The organism is Ruegeria sp. AB6, assembly GCF_056542685.1.
The window spans coordinates 204,947-224,661 of sequence record NZ_JBQGAD010000007.1 but is presented as its reverse complement, the minus strand read 5'-3'; the positions used below and the strand labels follow the sequence as shown (position 1 = coordinate 224,661).

Below are 19,715 nucleotides of genomic sequence, written 5' to 3'. Positions count from 1 at the left end.
AAAACATTCGATTGTGATTTTTCGCCAAAAATTCCCTAAAGTGTTAAATGACTGTCTTCACGAAAATGTCACAGAAAGGCATTTAACGCAAACATTAGCTGCATCAGACGTCGGTCAATTCCCACCAAGTAGATTTCATGTCGCACAACAAATTAAGGCAAATCTGCAATTTGTTTCCAAATTGGCTCTTAGAATGGACATGTTCTGACAATAGTTCTGCCCATTTCGCCGGATACTGATAATCAATCCCGCAATTCAGTTGACCAGTTTTGTTGTAACGAGGGGGTACGAGCGGGAATAGGGGGTGAGCGCCCGCCAAGCCCGACTCGCCCAAGGGCAGGCCAGCTCCCCCCGCATGCAGATCTTTCATCAGTTTCAGAAACCGTCTGAAAAGCTGCACCACAGAGGTCGCTGCTTTGCCAGATCGCCTGTCAACGACAGGCACATCCGCCTGTTTCGTTCCACTTTTTCACGGCCTTGAGTGAGGTCGTGACATGAAAAACGCCGCCCCAATTTGGGGCGGCGCGTCTTACCTTGAGCAATGGAGGCTTATTCAGCCGCCTGCGCCACTTCGCTCTTGTCGCGTAGACCGTCGCGGAACAATGCCTTGGCCAGCGCCACCATCATCAGCCCCATCACCATGGTGAAGGGCAACGCGCCGATGATCATTGCGTTGCGCAGCGCATCCAGCGGGTTGTTGTCACCAGCCGCCAGGATCAGCGTACCGATCACAGCCGTCAGGATCAGACCCCAGATAATACGGTGCTTAATGCCAGTCTCTTGGCTGCCGCCCGACATGATCGTGTTCATAACCAGAATACCCGAGTCCGCAGAGGTCACCAGGAAGGTCATGATCAGGATTACGCACATCACGTTCAGCATCGACAGCAGACCGCCGTCAATCATGTAGGACAGGGTCACGAACAGCTTGTTGGTATTCGACGCACCGATGATCGCGCCTTCCGCTGCACCAGCCAATTCCAGATCAATCGCGGTACCACCCAGAACGGTCATCCATGCAAAGCACACCAGCGCCGGTGCGAACACACAGCCCAGGATGAACTCACGCACCGAGCGACCCTTGGAGATACGCGCCAGGAACAGGCCCACGAAGGGCGAGAAGGCGATCCACCAAGCCCAGTAGAACGTGGTCCAGCCGGCTTGCCAGCCGAACTGACGGCCCTGCTCACCTGCAGCATAGGCTGCGGCCAGCGTCGCTTCGTCCAGCTCAGCCGCTGCGCCTTCCAGACCGCTCTTGAAGCCGTCAAAGCTGCCCCAAGCATTCGTCGCACCACCCATCAGCGCATCCGCATGGGCCTGCGCCTCGGCCGGCAAGGCCGCTGCAAAAGCTTCAGCTGAAAGCGGGCCATAGGCACCAAAGCTCAGCGATACGAAGTGCAGGATATAGTCGACCATTGCCGTACCATAGGTGGTCATCGCGAAGACAAACGAGCCAAACACAACGAACGTACCCAGCAGGATGATCGACAGAACAAGGTTCAGGTTCGACAGATATTTAACGCCCCGGCCGACACCCGACACCGCCGAGATGATCGACAGCCCCATGATGACAGCCAGACCCGAGATCAGACCCACTTTCGATGGTGTCGGAACCTCGCCGCCCAAATCCATGATCCATTCCATGCCGGTAATTGCGTACAGGCCATCGATGAACTGGCTTACGCCGAACCCGATAGTCACCGACACACCCAGAATGGTGGCAACGACGCCCAGCACGTCAACCACGTGACCCAGGAAGCCGTTCATCAGCTTACCGAACAGCGGCGTCAGCGCCGCGCGGATGGTCAATGGCATGTTGCGTGTATACGCGTAGTAGGCCAACGATAGGCCGGTCACCACATAGATTGCCCAGGCGTGGAAACCATAATGCAGATAGGTGTAGCGATAAGCCGACTGCACAGCATCTGGCACGTTACCCGGGACGTCGCCCGCAACCACAACGGGGTTCGAACCCCACAGGCCCAGAGGCTCGGCTGTGGCGAACACCATCAGACCCACACCCAGACCGGCGCCAAACATCATCGAGAACCACGAGAAATTCGAGAACTCGGGCTTTTCGCCTGGCTGACCCATTACGCGCTTGCCCGTCGAAGGAAGAATCGCAACAACCGCCAGGAAGAAGAAAAACAAGCCAACGATGATGATGTAGAAGCTGTTGAACACTTCCAAGATTTGAGAGTTCCAGCTGCCCAGAGTGCTGTTGGCATTGGCCGGGAACACCAAAGCCCACAGCACCAGCGCAACCATGATGCCTTTACTGATTAGCGCAATCGGTACGCTGTTGTTTTCATAAAAACCGCTATCCGCCGTTTTTATGTCCAAGTCCGTAAACGGGTCCTTTATCGACATCTACTTCCTCCGTGTTGTCGTTCGTTTTTGGGGAAAGCTACCGCGACCGGCGCGCTTCACCCAGAGATTCCAAATTATGTGATAAATGAACTTTCCAGATCAGACGTGCCGCACGCTTTCCACCAATCGCCACCTGTTGATCTGACAATTCGATCTGCGTTGTGTGGAACAAGTCGCAGATCGCTATTGACCTGTGGTTTAATCTGGCAATCGGGGGTGAGGCTATGCCAATCCATCAATTTCCCTTTCGGCCATTTTCCGAATGTCAGCATTCGCGGTTGTTTTTTCGCCCGCCTGTCTGAGCCCCGTTGAAGAACACTCGAAACCGCGTGCATGACCCAATAAATTTGGTGAATGCGACTATAGCGTGCCCCCTGCGGGACATTAGACAGAACCGACATTTTTGTCGTTTTTGGCGACATCCACCGAAATCGTGACCGTAAAATTCATCTAATTGGCGAGGCAATCTGGCATTCAACCCCAAATAAACTAATACTCGATTGAAATGATCTAACGCGACCACGAAAGCTGATTCTTAAGCCAACATGTCCAGACGCCACTATAACCTTCCGCCCCTTACCACCTTATCCGCCTTCGAAGCCGCCGCACGGCATCTCAGCTTCAAAAACGCAGCTGAAGAATTGTCTGTCACCCCAGGGGCGGTCAGCCATCAGATCAAAGCGCTCGAGGGGGACTTGAACGCCGTCCTTTTCCAACGCAAGCATCGGGGTGTGGATCTGACAGAAGACGGAAAAGCCCTGTTTGAGACTCTGTCGTCGTCCTTTACCAAAATCTCCAAGACACTGGCGGCAATCCGGGACCAGGCCGCAATCGGCAAGGTGACAGTGGGATCAACAACGGCCGTTGCTGCATTATGGCTTTCTCCAGCAGTGATCCGGTTTTGGCGCGAAAAGCCTGAGATAAATGTCGACCAACTATCGCAGGACCGGCCTTTTCGCGACAGGCCCGATATTGATTTCTTCATCCGTTATGGTCGTGACAGCGATCAAAGCCTCTCACACACCCCCTTGTTTCGCGACCACCTTGTGCCCGTAGCCAGCCCGGACATAGCCGAACGCCTGGTTGACGCATCACTGGAAGACCTCGCCGCCGAGCGCTTGATCCATTTGGACTCAGATGATCGCAGTTGGACCACATGGCCGGAATGGTTCCATCAAATGGGTCACAATGGCGCGATCCCAATCGACTCGCGCGTGAACAGCTATTCGGTTGCGTTGCAATTGGCCCGCAAGGGGGCTGGTCTGGCGCTGGGATGGCAGCGGCTGATCCAACCGATGCTGCAATCGGGCAAATTGGTCATCATCGACCCTCATCGGTTGACCGCACCCAACCAATTCTACCTTGTTGGGCGCCCCGAAAACGAGTTGTCCGAGAGCGCTCGCGCCCTGAAGAACTGGATCTTACAAGAGGTAGAGGACGGCTCGGTTTAGATCAGATAACTCTCTGATGAGGTTTTCTGATATTGAGACGCCCGCACGCCTTCCCCAATACGGTTAAAAACCAACCTTAGGAGAGCCCGATGAACAAGCATAGCCCTCTGTCCTCCGTTCTGGCCGACGTGAATATCGCCAACGGTCTGCCGAATGAACACTATGTCGACCCTGCAGTTTTTGCCGAGGAACGGAAATCGGTTCTTTATGCGAATTGGTCCGGGGTTGGCTTCGGTAAGGACGTACCCGAGGAGGGTGATGCCAAACCTGTGGACTTTCTGGGCATGCCCCTGCTGATCGTACGCGATCGCGACGGCGAAATCGGCGTATTTCAGAACACCTGCCGTCACCGCGGCATGATCCTGGTGGACACTCCTCGCAAGATCGGAGGCGCGATCCGCTGCCCCTATCACAGCTGGTGCTACAGCCTGAAGGGTGAGCTGCGCGCAACCCCTCATGTGGGCGGACCCGGTCACAACACCCATGAAGACGTTGACCGCAGTGATCTGGGACTGGTCCGCGTGCGGTCCTATGTCTGGCGCGATGTCATCTTTGTGAACGTCGACGGCAACGCCCCAGCGTTCGAAGACGCCCACGCCGCTCTTCTTGAGCGCTGGAAGGAGTTCGATCAGCCCGTGCATCACGGCGGCGAGACGTCCTCGTTCAAGCTAGAGGTCAAGACAAACTGGAAGCTGGCGGTCGAGAACTATTGCGAAAGCTATCACCTGCCGTGGGTTCATCCCGGTCTGAACAGCTATTCCCGGTTGGAAGATCACTACAACATCGAAGCACGCGGGCACTATTCCGGTCAGGGCACGTTGGTTTATCGCCAACTCACCGATCAGGATGGGGCAACCTTCGAAGATTTTCCGGGCCTCAGCGACAAATGGGACGAGGGTGCCGAATATATCGCTCTTTATCCCAATGTTCTGCTGGGCGTGCAGCGCGACCACGCTTTTGCCATCGTGTTAGAACCTGTCGATCAGGAAAACACCGTCGAACACATTGAACTGTACTACGCAAAAAGCATTGAAGATACGCCGCAGCATGACGGGTTGCGCGCCTCGAACGCGCAGCTTTGGAAGACGGTATTCGAAGAGGATGTCTTTGTTGTAGAAGGCATGCAAAAGGGCCGCCATGGTGTTCTGTTTGACGGCGGACGGTTCTCGCCCGCGATGGACGGGCCGACGCATAATTTCCACCATTGGGTCGCAACGCAGATCGAAAACGGTCGTGCGGATTGAAACTGCGGACCGGTCGGTTTTCAATGGCCGGTCCCGACGGAGGTTCGATGGACAAGTCCAAGCTGGATCACCTGCTGCTCGAGGCCCATGCTCGCGATGATCACGACGCGCTGATCCGCTATTACACCTTGGCTGCAGACGAACGCGAGGCCGCGCGGGATACCGACGCGGCCTGTTTCTATCTGACCCATGCGTTTGTTTTTGCGCTGGAATCTGGCGCACCCGAGGCAGATACCCTGAACGCAAGACTGGCCGCCCATGGGCGCGCGCATCAGTTGGATTTTTCGGATTAGCCTCAGGTTAAACCTGCTCAACCCAGATTGAAATTATTCTCCGTTGTCCGCGCGACGTCCTTGGTGACAGAAAGCGCAAAGAACCCAACTTGGATATGGCAGGCACATGAGAACGAATGCACAGGCAGTGGTGATTGGTGGCGGGGTGATCGGGTGCTCGATCCTCTATCATCTGACCAAACTCGGATGGTCGGATGTCGTCCTGTTGGAACGGGATGAGTTGACCTCGGGCTCAACGTGGCACGCGGCGGCGAACATCCACGGGCTGCATGACAGCACAAATATCAGCCGCATTCAGCACTATACAATGAACCTTTATAACGCATTGGAAGCCGAAACGGGCCAAAGCTGCGGCGTGTTCCAGCCCGGCTCGCTGTATCTGGCGCAGACCGAAGAGCGCGAACATCAACTTCGCCTGCAGGCCGCAAAAGCCAAGCTCTATGGCATGAACTTCTATGAGATCAGCATTGAAGAGGCCCAACGCCTGAACCCGCTGGTCAATTACGATGGTATCCGCTGCGTAATGTTCGAACCTGATGGTGGCAATGTGGACCCGTCGGGCGTAACCAATGCTTATGCGGTGGGTGCGCGTCAGCGCGGTGCCGAGATCCACCGCTTTACCCCCGTCACCGCGACCAAACACCAGGAAGATGACACTTGGATCGTGCGCACCCCCAAGGGCGATATCCACACGCCATGGGTTGTGAATGCTGCGGGTCTGTGGGGTCGGGAAGTTGCGAAACTCGCCGGGATCGAACTGCCGCTGCAACCAACCGAGCACCAGTATTTCGTCACCGAAGCTATGCGGGATGTGCAGGCGCATGGCGCCCGCCTGCCCTCGGTCTCGGACCGGGATGGCGAGTACTATTTGCGTCAGGAAGGCAACGGTTTGCTGGTCGGGGCCTATGAGAAAAACATGAAGTTCTGGGCCGAGGACGGCACGCCGCTGGACTTCGCCCATGACCTGTTCCCCGATGATCTGGAGCGGATCGAAGAGAACATGATGAACGCCATCGAGCGCCTTCCCGCCGTGGGCGAAGCCGGGATCAAGCGCGTCATCAACGGCCCGATGATCTGGTCTCCGGATTCGAATGTCTTGATGGGGCCGGTGCCCGAGGTTGATGGCTATTTCTGCTGCAACGGCATCATCCCCGGCTTTTCGCAATCCGGTGGCATGGGCCTTATGGCCGCGCAGTGGATCATCGAAGGCGAAACCCAATACGACATGTTCGCCTGGGACATGGCCCGCTTTGACACTTGGGCGACAAAGGAATTCACCAAAGCCAAGGTGCGCGACCAATACGCCCACCGTTTTGCGATTCACTTCCCGAACGAGGAGCGCAGCGCAGGCCGCCCTGCCCGCGTGCGCCCGATCTACGAAACCCAAAAGGCCATGGGTGCGGTCTTTGGCCTGAATGTCGGCTGGGAGCATCCGCTTTGGTTCGCGGATGAGTCGGGCACGGTGGATACCAACGGCTTTACCCGCCAGAACTGGTGGGCCCCTGTGGGCGAAGAATGCAAGATGCTGCGCGAGCGTGCGGGCATCATCGATATCTCGAACTTTGCCAAATACATCTGCAAAGGCCCCGGCGCGGCGGATTGGCTGAACGCAGTCTTTGCCAACACTATGCCAAAGGCGGTTGGCCGCTCTTGCCTGACGCCTCTGATCTCGAAACGCGGTGGGATTGCAGGCGACTTTACTGTCACCCGCGTGGCCCAGGACGAATTCTGGATCATCGGCTCGGGTATGGCCGAGCGGTATCACAAACGCTTTTTCAAGCAGGTTCCACTGCCCGAAGGCACCACATTCGAAAGCCACACCGAAGCGATGTGCGGCTTTAACGTCGCCGGTCCGAAATCACGTGATATCCTGCACCGCCTGACCAACACCTCGCTGGCAACCGAGGATTTCCCGTTCATGCGTTCGGCGATGATCGAGCTTGCAGGCGTCGAAGTTCTGGCCCTGCGCGTGTCCTTCACCGGTGACCTGGGGTGGGAGTTACATTGCAAGACCGAAGATCAGGCGCAGCTTTATGAGGCGCTGCTGGAAGCGGGCAAAGACTTCGGCGCAGGTCCCGTTGGCAGCCGCGCGCTGATGTCGCTGCGGGTGGAAAAGGGCTATGGCTCGTGGAGCCGCGAATACAGCCCCGAATACTGGCCGCACGAGGTTGGGCTGGACCGTCTGTGCAAGTTCGACAAGGATTTCCTGAACAAAGGGGCCGCGCAAAAGGTGCTTGAAAACCCCGCTCGCGAACAGCTGGTTCTTATGCATCTGGATGAGGCCGACGTGACCGCGTCCAACGCCGACGCGACCGGCGGTGAGCCGATCTTCAAAGACGGTGAAGGCATCGGTCGTGTAACGTCCGGTACCTATGGCTACACGGTCGACATGTCGCTAGCGCTTGGGTATGTCAAAAACGCCCAGCCCGGCGATGAGGTCGAGGTGATGGTGCTGGGCCAGCCGCATAAGGCCACCATCCTGCAAGAGCCCCCGTTCGACGCAAAAGGTGAGAAACTGCGCGCCTGATCAAACCGTGATCGGCCCCTGACCTAACGAGACCCTATCCACGCGCCCCACCCTGCCTATATCCTGAAACAACCATTTGGATCGTTTTGGGAGGGGCGGGGCGCGTGGAACATAAAACCGATATGCTGATCGTCGGCGCCGGGTTCTCGGGGCTGATTATGGCGATTGAGGCCCGCAAGCGCGGGATCACCGATATCACGATCCTTGAAAAAGCGAGCGATATCGGCGGCACATGGCGGGAAAACACCTATCCCGGCGTCGCGTGCGATGTGCCTTCGCATCTTTATTCCATGGCCACGCACCTGAATCCGGACTGGAGCCGCGCCTATGCGGGTGGGGCCGAAATTCAAGCCTATTTGCGCAAGGTCGCGCAGAATGAAGGTTTGTACGACCTTTGCCAGTTCCAGCAGAAACTGAAAACCGCCCGGTGGGATGGCAGCCATTGGCAGGTTGAAACCGAAGGCGGGGACATCTGGTCCGCGCGCATTTTGGTCTCGGCCATCGGCGCGCTTCATGTGCCCAGCATCCCCGATATTCCCGGCGCAGACAGTTTTCCTGGCCCCAGCTTTCATTCTGCCCAATGGAATCACGAAGTACCTTTGTCGGGTAAACGGATCGCGGTGATTGGTACCGGGGCCTCGGCGGTTCAATTCGTGCCCGAGATTGCGAAAATGGCCGGGCAGGTCACCATCTACCAGCGCAGCGCGCCTTATGTTCTGCCCCGACCAGACGGCCCCATCGCGCCATGGGTGCGCAGGTTGTACCAGCGCATGCCCTTGTTGCCGAAACTGCGGCGCAAGCTGATCTACATGGTGTTCGAATACCGCCACCGTGTTTTTCGCCGCGAAAAGGGAGCCGTCAATTTCGCCATGAAGATGTGGCGCACCGCGCTTGAAAAAGCCATCACTGACCCGGCCGAGCGCGAAAAGCTGACCCCCGCCTATCAGATCGGCTGCAAGCGCATCCTCAGCTCGAACGATTGGTACCCCACCCTTGCGCGCGACAACGTTACGGTGGTGCCGCATCGCGTGACCAAAATCGAGGGCGACCAGATTACCGCCGCCGGTGGGTCACAGGCGCAGGCTGATATTCTCATCTGGGGCACGGGGTTTCACGTGACCGACATGGTCGATTACCTAAACATCACCGGCGCGGATGGGCTGAGCCTGCGCGACGCTTGGGCTGACGGGATGCAGGCTAATCTGGGGACAGCGATTGCCGGTTTCCCGAACTTCTTCATCCTGCTTGGGCCGCATACCGGGCTGGGGCATAACTCGGTCGTTCTGATGATCGAAGCGCAAGTCCGCCATATTGGCCGCGTTCTGGACGAGATGCAGCGCGATGGCTTGCATGCTATCACTACTGACGCTTCCAGACAGGCCGCCTTTGAACAAGAGATGCAGGACCGACACACAGGCAGTGTCTGGCAGACGGGCGGCTGCGCTTCGTGGTATCAGGATGCCGAGGGGCGCAACACAACCCTCTGGCCCGGCACCGTGTCTGAATTTGAAAAGCGTATGGCCCAATCAGGTCTGGAGCATTACCAACCCCTCCCATCCCAAAGCGGAGACCATTGAGATGACCTTTCTGATTATCGTTCTTTTCGTCGCTGTATTTTTTTGCGCGATGAACCTGTGGACCCGTAAGCTGACTCAAGACGGCGGCAGACGTGTCCCGCAACTGGGGCAGATCCAGCCTGTGCGCGGCGGCAGCATCCACTATGTCGAAAAAGGCGATCCATCCAATCAGAGCCTTGTCCTGATCCACGGCCTCACCGGGCAGCTTCAGCACTATACCTATGCGTTGGTGGATATGCTCGCGGATGACTACCATGTCATCGCTGTCGATCGGCCCGGATGCGGGTATTCAACCCGCGAGTCCGCCGATTTGGGGCGTCTGCCCGAGCAGGGCCGGATGATCCAGGAGTTTCTCGATATCAAAGGCGTGTCCGACCCCGTTCTGGTCGGCCATTCGCTGGGCGGCGCAGTTTCGCTGGCGATGGCGCTGGACTATCCTGACAAGGTCAAGGCACTGGCGCTTCTGGCTCCGCTGACACAGGTGATGTCCGGCCCGCCGCCCGTGTTCAAACCGCTCGAAATTAGGACCGAATGGTTGCGCAATTTCATCGGCAATACGATTGCCGTCCCCATGGCCGCCAAGACCGCCCCTCATGCTCTCAGCGCCGTCTTCGATCCCGAACCCGCACCGGATGATTTCCTGGACCGCGCCGGCGGCGCATTGGGTCTGCGACCATCAGCCTTCATCACCGCCTCTCAGGACGTTGTCGGCATAGACGATAGCCTTGAGGCACAAGTGGCCCGTTATCCAGACCTCAAAGTACCCGGAGGCATTCTTTACGGCGCACAGGACGCCATCCTGTCCCCCACTGCCCACGGCGCGCCGATGACGCAATATGGTCTGACCAACGAACAGATCGAAGGGTTGGGCCACATGATCCTGATCACCGCGCCCGATGCATGCGCCACCTTTATCCGCAGCATCGCAGAAGGCTCTGTCAACCCGAAACAATCCGCATCCGAAAACGGTTGAGGCCCGGCACAAAAAGAATCCGGTTTCAGGGAGATTTCCCTCTTGACCCTCTCGGGCCCCTCCCTTAAATCGCCTCTCACCCATGGCGGAGTAGCTCAGTTGGTTAGAGCAGCGGAATCATAATCCGCGTGTCGGGGGTTCAAGTCCCTCCTCCGCTACCAAAATCCCCACTCTAGATTCTCTGTTTGGAATGAAGGCGCTTACACGCCAATGACAGCATCGATGATGTTGGCGAACTGGACCGCGTTTCTTTTCTCTGTGACCAGGACCCGCGAAACCATTGCGTCAGGCGGAACGCGTTCTGTATTTCGCAGCGAGCGCTTTTTTGGCGTTAACCGCGATTTGTTTGCCAGTCATGTCCTTGCACCTTGCGAGTTCATTGGCGCGGTCGGCGGGCACCTGCTAGGCTAGACCAGTGATTGTGCCCACCGACTCGCGTTCGACACAGCAGCAATCAATTCAGCCAACCCAACATGGTGCAATCCGCCCTGAATGGTGGGACGTCCGCTGCCGAACATTTCAGTGTTTGCTGTTCTCATATCAGAACTCCCGGGCACCTCAGCCTGGCAATTACTTCTCGATCCAAGCCGCAGAAAACACTCGTTGAAATCTCGCCCATTGGAAAGGCAGCGTCAAAAAAACCTGCCCAAAAGGGGCAGGTTTTCGTGATCAGAATTTGCGTGTGCATACTCTGATATTTGGTCAGAGGCTTACTCTGCAGCCACGCTTTGACGTACATCTCCGCGACTTCTCCAGCGGAAGTAGAACATGAACGGCAAAACTACGAGGTACATTGTGATCGAATACAGCGCGGATGGCAGCGCCATCGGCACGTCACTCAGCGATGTGCTGGTACCGGTGATCACAATCGCCAGCGTAATGCCCAAGGGCGAGTTCTGAACGCTGGTTTCAATGCCAACCGTTTTGCCTTCGGTCTTGCTGAGGCCAAGGATTTTACCAAAGGCCAGACCAAGCAACATCAGCACCAGCGGCAGCGTCATTGTCGAATAGCCCAGCGTCGGCATGTAGGTGATGATCAGCTCGCGGTTGGCTGCGAACAGCGCCAGAATTAGAACGGCCCAAAAGATGACGGCGACGTTCTGCAGAGGGTTTTCAAGGCGACGGGCCAAACCGTTGAAGAAGTGGCGCACGATAATACCGGTCAGAACAGGCAGCGTTGTCACCAGGAAGGTAAAGATCGCGATCTCGAAGAACGAGAAGTCAGGCGCGCTTTCCCCCATGAAATACAGCACCGACCAGGTGGCCAGCGGCGGTACGGTAAGGAAGGCCATAACGCTGGTGACAGCGGTCATCGACACCGACAGGGCCAGATCGCCGCGTGAAAGCTTGGTGATCACGTTGCTGCTGACGCCGCCGGGGCAGAAGCTGAGCAACATCAGACCAGCCGCCATGACAGGCGGCAGGCTAAACGCCATGATGACGCAAAACGCCGCGATTGGCAGCAGGACGATTTGCGAAATGGCACCGATGGCGAAAGCGGTGCGGCGACGGAACACACGGCGGAAGTCGTCGATCTCCAGACCAAGCCCCAGTGAGAACATGATGAAAGCCTGCGCCGCAGGCACCACCACGTTGATTGCGAAATCCATTGTTTTCCTCCCTCTTTAGGAAAACGGGCCCGCCTGTTTCGCCTCCCACGACGCTATGACGGACCCGTTGGGTGAGTGGTTTACATATCCACGGTGAAAGTGAACTGCCCCAAAGCGTGACGCATGGCGTCTTCACCGCTGGAAAGGGCCAGTTTTGCAACAATGCCGCGGCTCGAATCCTGCACCACCTCAAGTGATCCGATTTCGGCTGCGTGTTGACCCGCCAGTTCACGGATGGTGCGTTCGATTTCCATCATGTTCAGCGTGACCTTGTGGATTTTACCAACAGCAGTCACTGGCAGGGCGTCGAGGCTGATAAAGTCTTTCGGCACCGCCGCACGTTCCGAGACATGCTCTTGCGCAAAGGCGGCAAGATCGGACACATCCACATCGATCCCCGCGGACTTCTGGAAGTACATCACTGGAACCTCTCCCACCTTGGCGTCGGGACGGCCGATTACGGCAGCCATGGCCACTGCAGGGTGCTTGTGCATCGCCTCTTCGACGATCTTGGGGTCGATATTGTGGCCGCCGCGGATGATCAGCTCTTTCTTCCGGCCGGTCATCCAGAAGTACCCTTCGGCGTCGCAGCGGGCCAGATCGCCGGTGTTAAACCAGCGCTTGCCGTCCTGCTCCAGCCAGATACCTTTGTTCTGGCTTTCGATCAGATAGCCGTCGAACACGTTCGGTCCGGTGATAAAGATCACCCCGGCCTCATCCACATCGGCCCAGCGAACGAATTCGTCATTGTCGTTCAGGATGCCGATCTTCATGTCCTGATAAGGGAAGCGCAGACCGATCGAGCCGATACGCGGATTATCCGTGATGATCGGGTTCATGGACGAGGCCAGAACGCCCTCGGTCATGCCATAGGCTTCAATGATCTTGACGCCGGTTTCATTGACGAAGGTGTTGAACAGCTCAACCGGCATCGGTGCGGCACCACAGGCCCCAAAGCGCAACGAACTGAGGTCTTTGTCCTTATGTGGCACTTGCAGCAGAGCGCCATAGATTGTCGGCACGCCAGAATAGGAGCTGATGCCGTAATGTTCGACCATGTCCCAGAACCCGGCGATCACACCATCGCCGCGATAGCCTGAGGGAGAGGCCAGCACGACGTGGCCGCCATGCATCCAGGGCAACAGACCTGTCACCAGCATAGCGTTGGTGTGAAACAGCGGAAGACCACACAGCGCAGCGGTGCCGGGGCCAACATTCTCGGCACCAACGTACAGGCTGGGGCACCACGAGTTATAAACCTCGCCGAAATGGGTCCGACGCACGATCTTGGGCAGGCCGGTGGTGCCACCGGTACACAGCATGGTCGAGGTGTCATCGGGTCCGGGGCCTTCGAAATCCAGACCATCGGCATTTTCACCTGCGATCTCGTCCAGCAGACGGGTCAGGGTGACATCGTCGCGGCCTTCGATGGTGGCCGAGACGGGCGGCAGCGGCAGTGTATCGGGCCACACGCCATCGCCTTTCATATAGGTGGCGAAGTTGACCAGCAGGATATGCTCCAGCGAGGGCACATCCTTGGCCGCAGCGCTGGCTTTTTCCCAGATATCGACGCCGGGTGTTTGCTCCAGCGTGATCAGAATCTTGACGCCCGCGCCTTTCAGCAGATCGGCCATCTGATCGGCTTCCATCAACGGGTTGATCGCCAGAATGCCACCAGCCGCACTGCCACCCCAGATAGCGAAATGCGTCTCTGGCATGTTGGGCAGGATATAGGCCGCTACATCGTCACGACCCAGGCCCATCCGACGCAGCGCGTTGGCGGTTTGAGTGATACGCGCCAGCAGCTGCCCGTGGGTCAGCGTATAGGGCGTGCGCATCGCGGCCGCGCTCAGGAAAAAACTGAGCGCAGGCGCGTCAGGGTTGATGGCCGCCCCTTTTTGCAGCGCCTCATAGGTGGTCTGCGGCAGAGTGCGATCCTGCAGAGGTGTCTGTTCGAACGCCAGAATCTCATCCATGTTTTTCAGAACAACGTTGGTGCTCATCTTCTTTCCTCTTGTTCCTGCGCACCGCGATCGGCGCGCAGTTTTGCGTTAGCTTGCAGCCTTAATCATGTCGGCGGCTTTTTCGGCGATCATCATGGTGGGCGCATTGGTATTGCCCGAGATCAGGTTCGGCATGATCGACGCATCGACTACGCGCAGCCCCTCAAGCCCACGTACCCGCAGCTGCGGATCAACCACGGCCATGTCATCGGTGCCCATTTTGCAGGTGCCAACCGGGTGATAGATCGTGTCTGCGCGCGATCGGATGTGCTGTTCCCAATCCGCGTCTGTCTTTGCGTTTTCGGTGCCGAACATCTCTTTCTTGCGGTATTTCGCCAGCGCCGGAGCCTCAAGAATCTCGCGCGTCAGTTTCGCGCCTTTGATCATCGTTTCGAGATCACGGTCATCGGCCAAAAAGGCCGGATCAATGGCGGGCATGGCGAAAGGATCGGCGCTGTTCAGCGTGACCGAGCCCCGGCTTTCGGGGCGCAGTTTGCAGACATGGCAGCTGAAGCCGTAGCCATAGTGCAGCTTGCGCGAGTGATCATCGACCAGCGCAATTGTGAAATGAAGCTGCACGTCGGGGCGATCCAGATCAGGCGAGGTTTTCAGAAAAGCCGCGCCTTCGGCAAAGCAGGTGGCTGCCATCGACACGCCGGTTTTGCGCCAGCGGTTTATGTGACCCATCAGCTTCATGCCGCCCAAAAGGCCAATGCCGAAATTGTCGGTATCAGCCGATTTGTAGGCCAGCGTGAAGTCCATGTGATCCTGCAGGTTTTTGCCCACACCGGGAAGGTTGTGTCGCACCTCGATCCCGTGCTTTTCGAGATCTGCCGGGTCACCAATGCCGGACAGTTGCAGCAACTGAGGTGTCTTCAGCGCACCGCTGCACAGCAAGACCTCGCGCGTGGCTTTGACCTCGATATCGCGGCCCTTGCCATTTTCCTTGTAAACCACACCTGTCGCGCGTTTGCCGTCAAAGGTCAGACCTTTGGCATGCGCCTTGGTGATCACAGTCAGGTTCGGCCTGCCCATGATCGGGAACAGATAGGCCGCCGCGGCCGAGCACCGCTCGCCATTCTTGGCTTTGTCGTGGAACTGCGTGACCTGATAATAGCCAACGCCCTCATTGTCGCCGGTGTTGAAGTCCTCGCGCTCGCGAATCTGCAATTGCTTAGCGGCTTCGATAAAGTCCCGCGTCACCGGGCGAGATTCTTTCTGGTCCGAAACCTGCAGCGGACCAGCCCCACCATGCATATCGTCGCCGCCACGCTCGTTATTTTCTGATCGTTTGAAATAGGGAAGAACACTGTCCCAATCCCAGCCTTCGCAGCCCAGATTCGCCCATTCGTCATAATCCTCGCGCTGACCGCGCACGTACAACATGGCGTTGATCGCGCTGGACCCGCCCAGAACCTTACCGCGCGGCTGATACCCCTTACGGCCATTCAGCCCCGGCTGCTCGACGGTTTCAAAAGTCCAGTTGTTGATCTTGAATGGCTTACCCGGAAGCATGGCCACAACAGCGGCCGGCATGCGAACCAATATGCTGTCTCCGTTGCCGCCGCCCGCCTCAAGCAGGCACACGCTTACATTCGGATCTTCCGACAGACGGTTGGCCAGCACACACCCTGCTGATCCCCCACCAACAATCACGTAGTCAAACTGCATCGCATTCCTCCCTGTCACCAAAATGGCCAAAGGGCTCGCTTCGCAATAGCGTCGCATCGGTCAATTGCTTGACACTTTCGGCCAAAGATGCGCCCTGATGAACAATCGGCGTTTGATTTGCTGGTTATTCCGAGCAGTAGCTATCCACCATGCGAGCGAATTCAGTGGAAACCCAATCGTTGAGTTCGAGAGCTTGGGGCGTTTGCGGAGCGCTGTCTTCCATGGCGTGAAAAACACCGTGGAATGTGCGGAAAGTTACGCTGCAAGCCGCTCGCTTCATGCGATCGGCCATCTCCTCGGCTTCGGCCTGCAAGATGTCCAGATCACCCACGTAACCAAGGCTAGGTGGCAGACCGGACACATCTTTGGCGCGCGCCGGAACAGCGTAGGGCGAGATATCGTACCGCTTCTGCGTTCGTAGTTCTCGTAGCAACAAATGCCAGGCGAGCACCCCGTGTTCGCGCGTCCATGTGATCTTGTTCTTTGGCAGCTTTGTCCAGTTGGATGCTCGGTCATCGATCATTGGATAAAAAGGCATCATGAACGCGATCTTTGCGTCTCCGGAACCCCGCGCGCGCAACGCCGTCGACAGGACCAGCCCACCGCCCGAACTGTTCCCGGCCAGGATGAGGTTGTCCGCATCGCCGCCCAATTGCTTGGCATGATCACGCACCCAGAGCAGCGTATCATAGCAATCGTCATGCCCTGCTGGGTAAGGTGCCTCAATCGATAGCCGGAATGCTGGTGCTACGATTATGCAGGGGCGCGACGCCATCAGGCGTTGAAATAGTGCATGATGGCGTTCCGGCCAGCCTGTCGCGTATCCACCACCATGGAAGAACACCACAATGGGCAGCGGACCCTTGCAATTGGTGGGCTTGTAGATACGTACACGAACTTCACCGGTTCCATCCCGGCGCGGAATCATGACCGTTTCGTTGACCGCGTTTTCAAGCTGTTTTTCCGCTGCTTTCTTTCTGCCGCGGGCTGAGATTTTGAGCCCCGTTGGACTTTTGATGAGCCACATGGCCACCCGTTGACCAAAAGGGCGCGGGTCTGATTTAGGCATAGGAGATCCTGAATTTTCAAACGCTCAGCAATACTTAGGCGACGGGCAATTCCCCGCCGCCTTAAACTGCGACTGCTCGGTTACTGAGGCTGCGGGTTCGCACCACTATCCGATGGTTTCTGCTGGTCATTTGCGTCGAAATAGAGCGTGCCGAAAATCCAATCGAACAAAGGCAGAGTGATGTTGAAGTTGCCCTCAACCATCACGTCGCGATTGTGATGCACAGTGTGAAACAAACGCAGGTACGTCCAGCCGGGGATAAGTCGGAAAATGCGTTCGGTGACCGAACCACGCTGCAGGTGGTAGCTGAAATGCAGGACTTCATACAGCAGATAGCAAGACGTCATCGTGATGAAGAACAGATAGCCGTAGTTACCCCCAAAGAGGAAGTAGGACACCAGACCTCCGGGGATTGAAATTGCCACCGTGGTCAGAACGAGCAGATAGATCGGGAAGATCACGACGCGCCAATCCAGGACCATCTGATATTCCATGTCCGTATCCACGAAAAAGGTGTGATGGTCGCCTGTGTGACGCTGATAAAACAGCTTGAAAAGCTTTGTTTTGTGATGCCCCCAATAGTTATGAGATGCCCACTCACCCAGATTATAGGCGACATAGGTCGCGACAACGAACCAGAGTTGGTAGAGCTTAAAATCTACCAGTTTGGTCGTACCCCACCAGATCAAAGATCCTGCACCGATCACAACGACAGACAGGTGCAGCAGACCGCTGTAGTTTGGGCTTACGCCTGCGCGGTACTTGGCTCGAAACTTCTCTCTTGCTTCATCATTCATAACTGGGTCCTCCCTAACCAAAAGTTGCCAGTCAGAATATGCAGATTTGATATAGCTTCTAATTTATATTACTTAAGGATATTATCACTCTGGAAAATAACTAAGCTAATGCTAAGAAATCACGACCTGAATCTGCTTCCAGTCTTCGATATATTGATGCGAGAACAGCACTTGTCCAAGGCAGCAGAGCGTCTGAACATGAGTCAACCTGCTGTCAGCAACGCGCTCAAACGACTGAGACAGGGATTCGATGACGAGTTGTTTGTACGCACCGGTCGAGGTCTAAAGCCGACGCAACGCGCACTTGATCTGCATGCCAAGGTTGCCCCTGCGCTCGTACAGATCAGAAGCAGTTTCGAAGACCAGGAGTTTTCTGCAGAGACGTTTTCCCGAACCATCGATGTCTCGATGAATCATGCAGTCGAACACATCTGGGGGCCCGTATTGATGAGGGAAGCCCGAAAGCAGGCGCCAAATCTAAAGTGGAGGGTACATCCAGATTACCTGGATGAAATTCCTGTGCGTCTCAAGGATGGAAGATTGGGATACGCGGTTGACTACACGCCTATGCCGGAAGACCACTTTGACTCGCTGCTGATATTGCGTGAGTCGCTTACGCTTATCAGTGCCGCCGATCATCCATGCGCAAAAACAGGAGTGTCGCTGGAAGAGTTTCAAACGCTGGCACATGTTTCGCTGGTGCGAAGGTTTGGTATTGTTCGCAGCCAGAACAGTCGACGAACTACCCCTTTGGAGTTTTTGTTGGGAAACTCGCTTCCGGCTCGCAATATCGCTCTGCAAATGTCGAGTTTTGTTTCCATCCCTGAAGTCGTTGCCGCAACCGACCTTATTGCAGTAGTCCCCACCCGTTTGGCCCGACCCTTGGTCGACGTCGGTTCGCTGGTTTCGCACAACCTTCCGTTCGACTATCCAGAAATCGAGGTGCGCCTATACTGGCACAAAAGCCGAAACACTGATCCGGGTCACGGGTGGCTTGTAGACTTACTGGCGCGATCAGCGGCAACGCTTGCCGAAACCAACAATTGACGTTGCCACTGTTAGCACGTCAGTTTGTTGTCTCCATATCGGGATGAATGTTTCAAACTGCCGGGCGAGTAGCCGTATTTTTTGGTAAAGGCTCTTACGAAGCTGGATGGCTCCGAATAGCCGGTTCTCCAAGCGACGGTTGATACATCCAGGCCGGCCGTGCTCAGCAACTCATGCCCAATTGCCAGTTTCGCCTCTGTCTGGATCTTTCTGAAACTTGTCCCCTCCTTGGCAAGACGACGGCGCAACGTGCGTTCACTTGTCCCTAGCTTTGAAGCGATTGAAACGATTGTTGGATCGTTGTTGATTTCCAACAAAGTGGCTTCGCGGACTTGCGCCGTCATTTCCGGAATATCGGAGTTTTCCAGGTTTAGTAGGCTTCGGCATTGCCTCAGGCAATTCTCCATCGTTGCTGGGTTGTGCTGCGGCAAGGGCATATCAAGAAGCTTTTGGGGGAGGATGATCGAGTTTCTCTGACAGTTCAGCGTGACGCTGATTCCGAGTTCAGTTTTTATTGCGGACGCGACCGCCGGATTATCCAGCGTGGTTTCAAAGACCACGCGCGACATAGAAAACCTGGGCAGAAACTGCGAGGTGAAGTTGCTAACAACCGTCAGGTGCCTTTCCAGCACAAAACTCTCGACTGCCTTTGGCAGACCGCTGATATCCAAATTCAAGGCAGGTGGGTCTTCGAACTCGTTTAGACGCAATCGGGCGATCACGAATGACAGGTTCGCGAAATCTATAGCTGTTTTTAGTCCAGCACGAAGAGTTGGGCTGCTCAAAATAGCATATCCCCAAATGCCAAAGACTTCGGGTCTGTAGCGGCGACCAATTTCAATTCCCATTCCAGGGCGGTCAGGCGCGTACTTGATGAAATTTTCTATCGCCGCAACTTCTTGCCCAAGCGTCACAGTCGCCTCGTTCTGGTAGAGATCGAAAGTAACCAGCCCGGTATCCTCCAGGCATTGTTCGGGAGTTACACCATATTTTGCTGCTTCCTCGCACAGGATGCGGATGCTGCCCGGTGATCGTTTCAGGGACGCGTTTTGCATGTTTTGAACCTAAACACTGTGGCCGATA

The 19,715-nt window shown here is 56.4% G+C and carries 14 protein-coding genes and 1 tRNA gene; 8 read left to right on the top strand and 7 right to left on the bottom strand.

What is annotated here, in order from left to right:
* Window positions 1–549: 549 nt before the first annotated feature.
* Window positions 550–2,370 (bottom strand): BCCT family transporter, encoded by a 1,821-nt coding sequence (locus ACR0DB_RS15690; protein WP_170773980.1) that lies wholly within the window; start codon window positions 2,368–2,370, stop codon window positions 550–552.
* 545 nt (window positions 2,371–2,915) lie between these two features.
* Between ACR0DB_RS15690 and ACR0DB_RS15685 the strand changes: the two genes are divergently transcribed.
* The 7 genes from ACR0DB_RS15685 (at window position 2,916) to ACR0DB_RS15655 (ending at window position 10,596) form a co-directional block, all read left to right on the top strand.
* Entirely contained in the window at window positions 2,916–3,821 is a 906-nt protein-coding gene (locus ACR0DB_RS15685; protein ID WP_480552049.1) for a LysR substrate-binding domain-containing protein, read from the top strand.
* A gap of 89 nt (window positions 3,822–3,910) precedes the next feature.
* The gene (locus tag ACR0DB_RS15680; protein WP_480552048.1) at window positions 3,911–5,065 is read left to right on the top strand and encodes an aromatic ring-hydroxylating oxygenase subunit alpha; all 1,155 of its coding nucleotides are present in this window, start codon (window positions 3,911–3,913) and stop codon (window positions 5,063–5,065) included.
* Window positions 5,066–5,112: 47 nt separating this feature from the next.
* Complete coding sequence (locus ACR0DB_RS15675; protein WP_480552047.1) at window positions 5,113–5,358, top strand: hypothetical protein; 246 nt, start codon at window positions 5,113–5,115, stop codon at window positions 5,356–5,358.
* A 106-nt stretch (window positions 5,359–5,464) separates the two neighbouring features.
* Complete coding sequence (locus tag ACR0DB_RS15670) at window positions 5,465–7,885, top strand: GcvT family protein (RefSeq protein ID WP_480552046.1); 2,421 nt, start codon at window positions 5,465–5,467, stop codon at window positions 7,883–7,885.
* A 104-nt stretch (window positions 7,886–7,989) separates the two neighbouring features.
* Window positions 7,990–9,462, top strand: a complete 1,473-nt coding sequence (locus ACR0DB_RS15665; protein ID WP_480552045.1) for a flavin-containing monooxygenase — start codon at window positions 7,990–7,992, stop codon at window positions 9,460–9,462.
* Between the two features lies 1 nt (window position 9,463).
* Window positions 9,464–10,435, top strand: coding sequence for an alpha/beta fold hydrolase (locus tag ACR0DB_RS15660; RefSeq protein WP_480552044.1), 972 nt, complete (start codon window positions 9,464–9,466; stop codon window positions 10,433–10,435).
* An 84-nt stretch (window positions 10,436–10,519) separates the two neighbouring features.
* Window positions 10,520–10,596, top strand: a tRNA-Met gene (locus ACR0DB_RS15655).
* A gap of 549 nt (window positions 10,597–11,145) precedes the next feature.
* Here ACR0DB_RS15655 and ACR0DB_RS15650 read toward each other — a convergent pair.
* The 5 genes from ACR0DB_RS15650 to ACR0DB_RS15630 form a co-directional block, all read right to left on the bottom strand.
* Window positions 11,146–12,045: a bile acid:sodium symporter family protein gene (locus ACR0DB_RS15650; protein ID WP_170786845.1), complete on the bottom strand. Its 900-nt coding sequence runs from the start codon at window positions 12,043–12,045 to the stop codon at window positions 11,146–11,148.
* A gap of 80 nt (window positions 12,046–12,125) precedes the next feature.
* Window positions 12,126–14,048 (bottom strand): acyl-CoA synthetase, encoded by a 1,923-nt coding sequence (locus ACR0DB_RS15645; RefSeq protein ID WP_480552043.1) that lies wholly within the window; start codon window positions 14,046–14,048, stop codon window positions 12,126–12,128.
* A gap of 48 nt (window positions 14,049–14,096) precedes the next feature.
* The gene (locus tag ACR0DB_RS15640) at window positions 14,097–15,719 is read right to left on the bottom strand and encodes a GMC family oxidoreductase (protein ID WP_480552042.1); all 1,623 of its coding nucleotides are present in this window, start codon (window positions 15,717–15,719) and stop codon (window positions 14,097–14,099) included.
* Between the two features lie 124 nt (window positions 15,720–15,843).
* Complete coding sequence (locus ACR0DB_RS15635) at window positions 15,844–16,788, bottom strand: alpha/beta hydrolase (protein ID WP_480552041.1); 945 nt, start codon at window positions 16,786–16,788, stop codon at window positions 15,844–15,846.
* 80 nt (window positions 16,789–16,868) lie between these two features.
* On the bottom strand, window positions 16,869–17,585 hold the full coding sequence (locus tag ACR0DB_RS15630) for a sterol desaturase family protein (RefSeq protein ID WP_170786853.1): 717 nt from the start codon (window positions 17,583–17,585) through the stop codon (window positions 16,869–16,871).
* Between the two features lie 108 nt (window positions 17,586–17,693).
* On the opposite strand from ACR0DB_RS15630, the gene ACR0DB_RS15625 reads away from it, so the two are divergent.
* Window positions 17,694–18,632, top strand: a complete 939-nt coding sequence (locus tag ACR0DB_RS15625) for a LysR substrate-binding domain-containing protein (protein WP_480552040.1) — start codon at window positions 17,694–17,696, stop codon at window positions 18,630–18,632.
* Between the two features lie 11 nt (window positions 18,633–18,643).
* Here the strand turns inward: ACR0DB_RS15625 and ACR0DB_RS15620 are convergent, their stop codons facing one another.
* On the bottom strand, window positions 18,644–19,687 hold the full coding sequence (locus ACR0DB_RS15620) for an AraC family transcriptional regulator (protein WP_480552039.1): 1,044 nt from the start codon (window positions 19,685–19,687) through the stop codon (window positions 18,644–18,646).
* Window positions 19,688–19,715 lie beyond the last annotated feature (28 nt).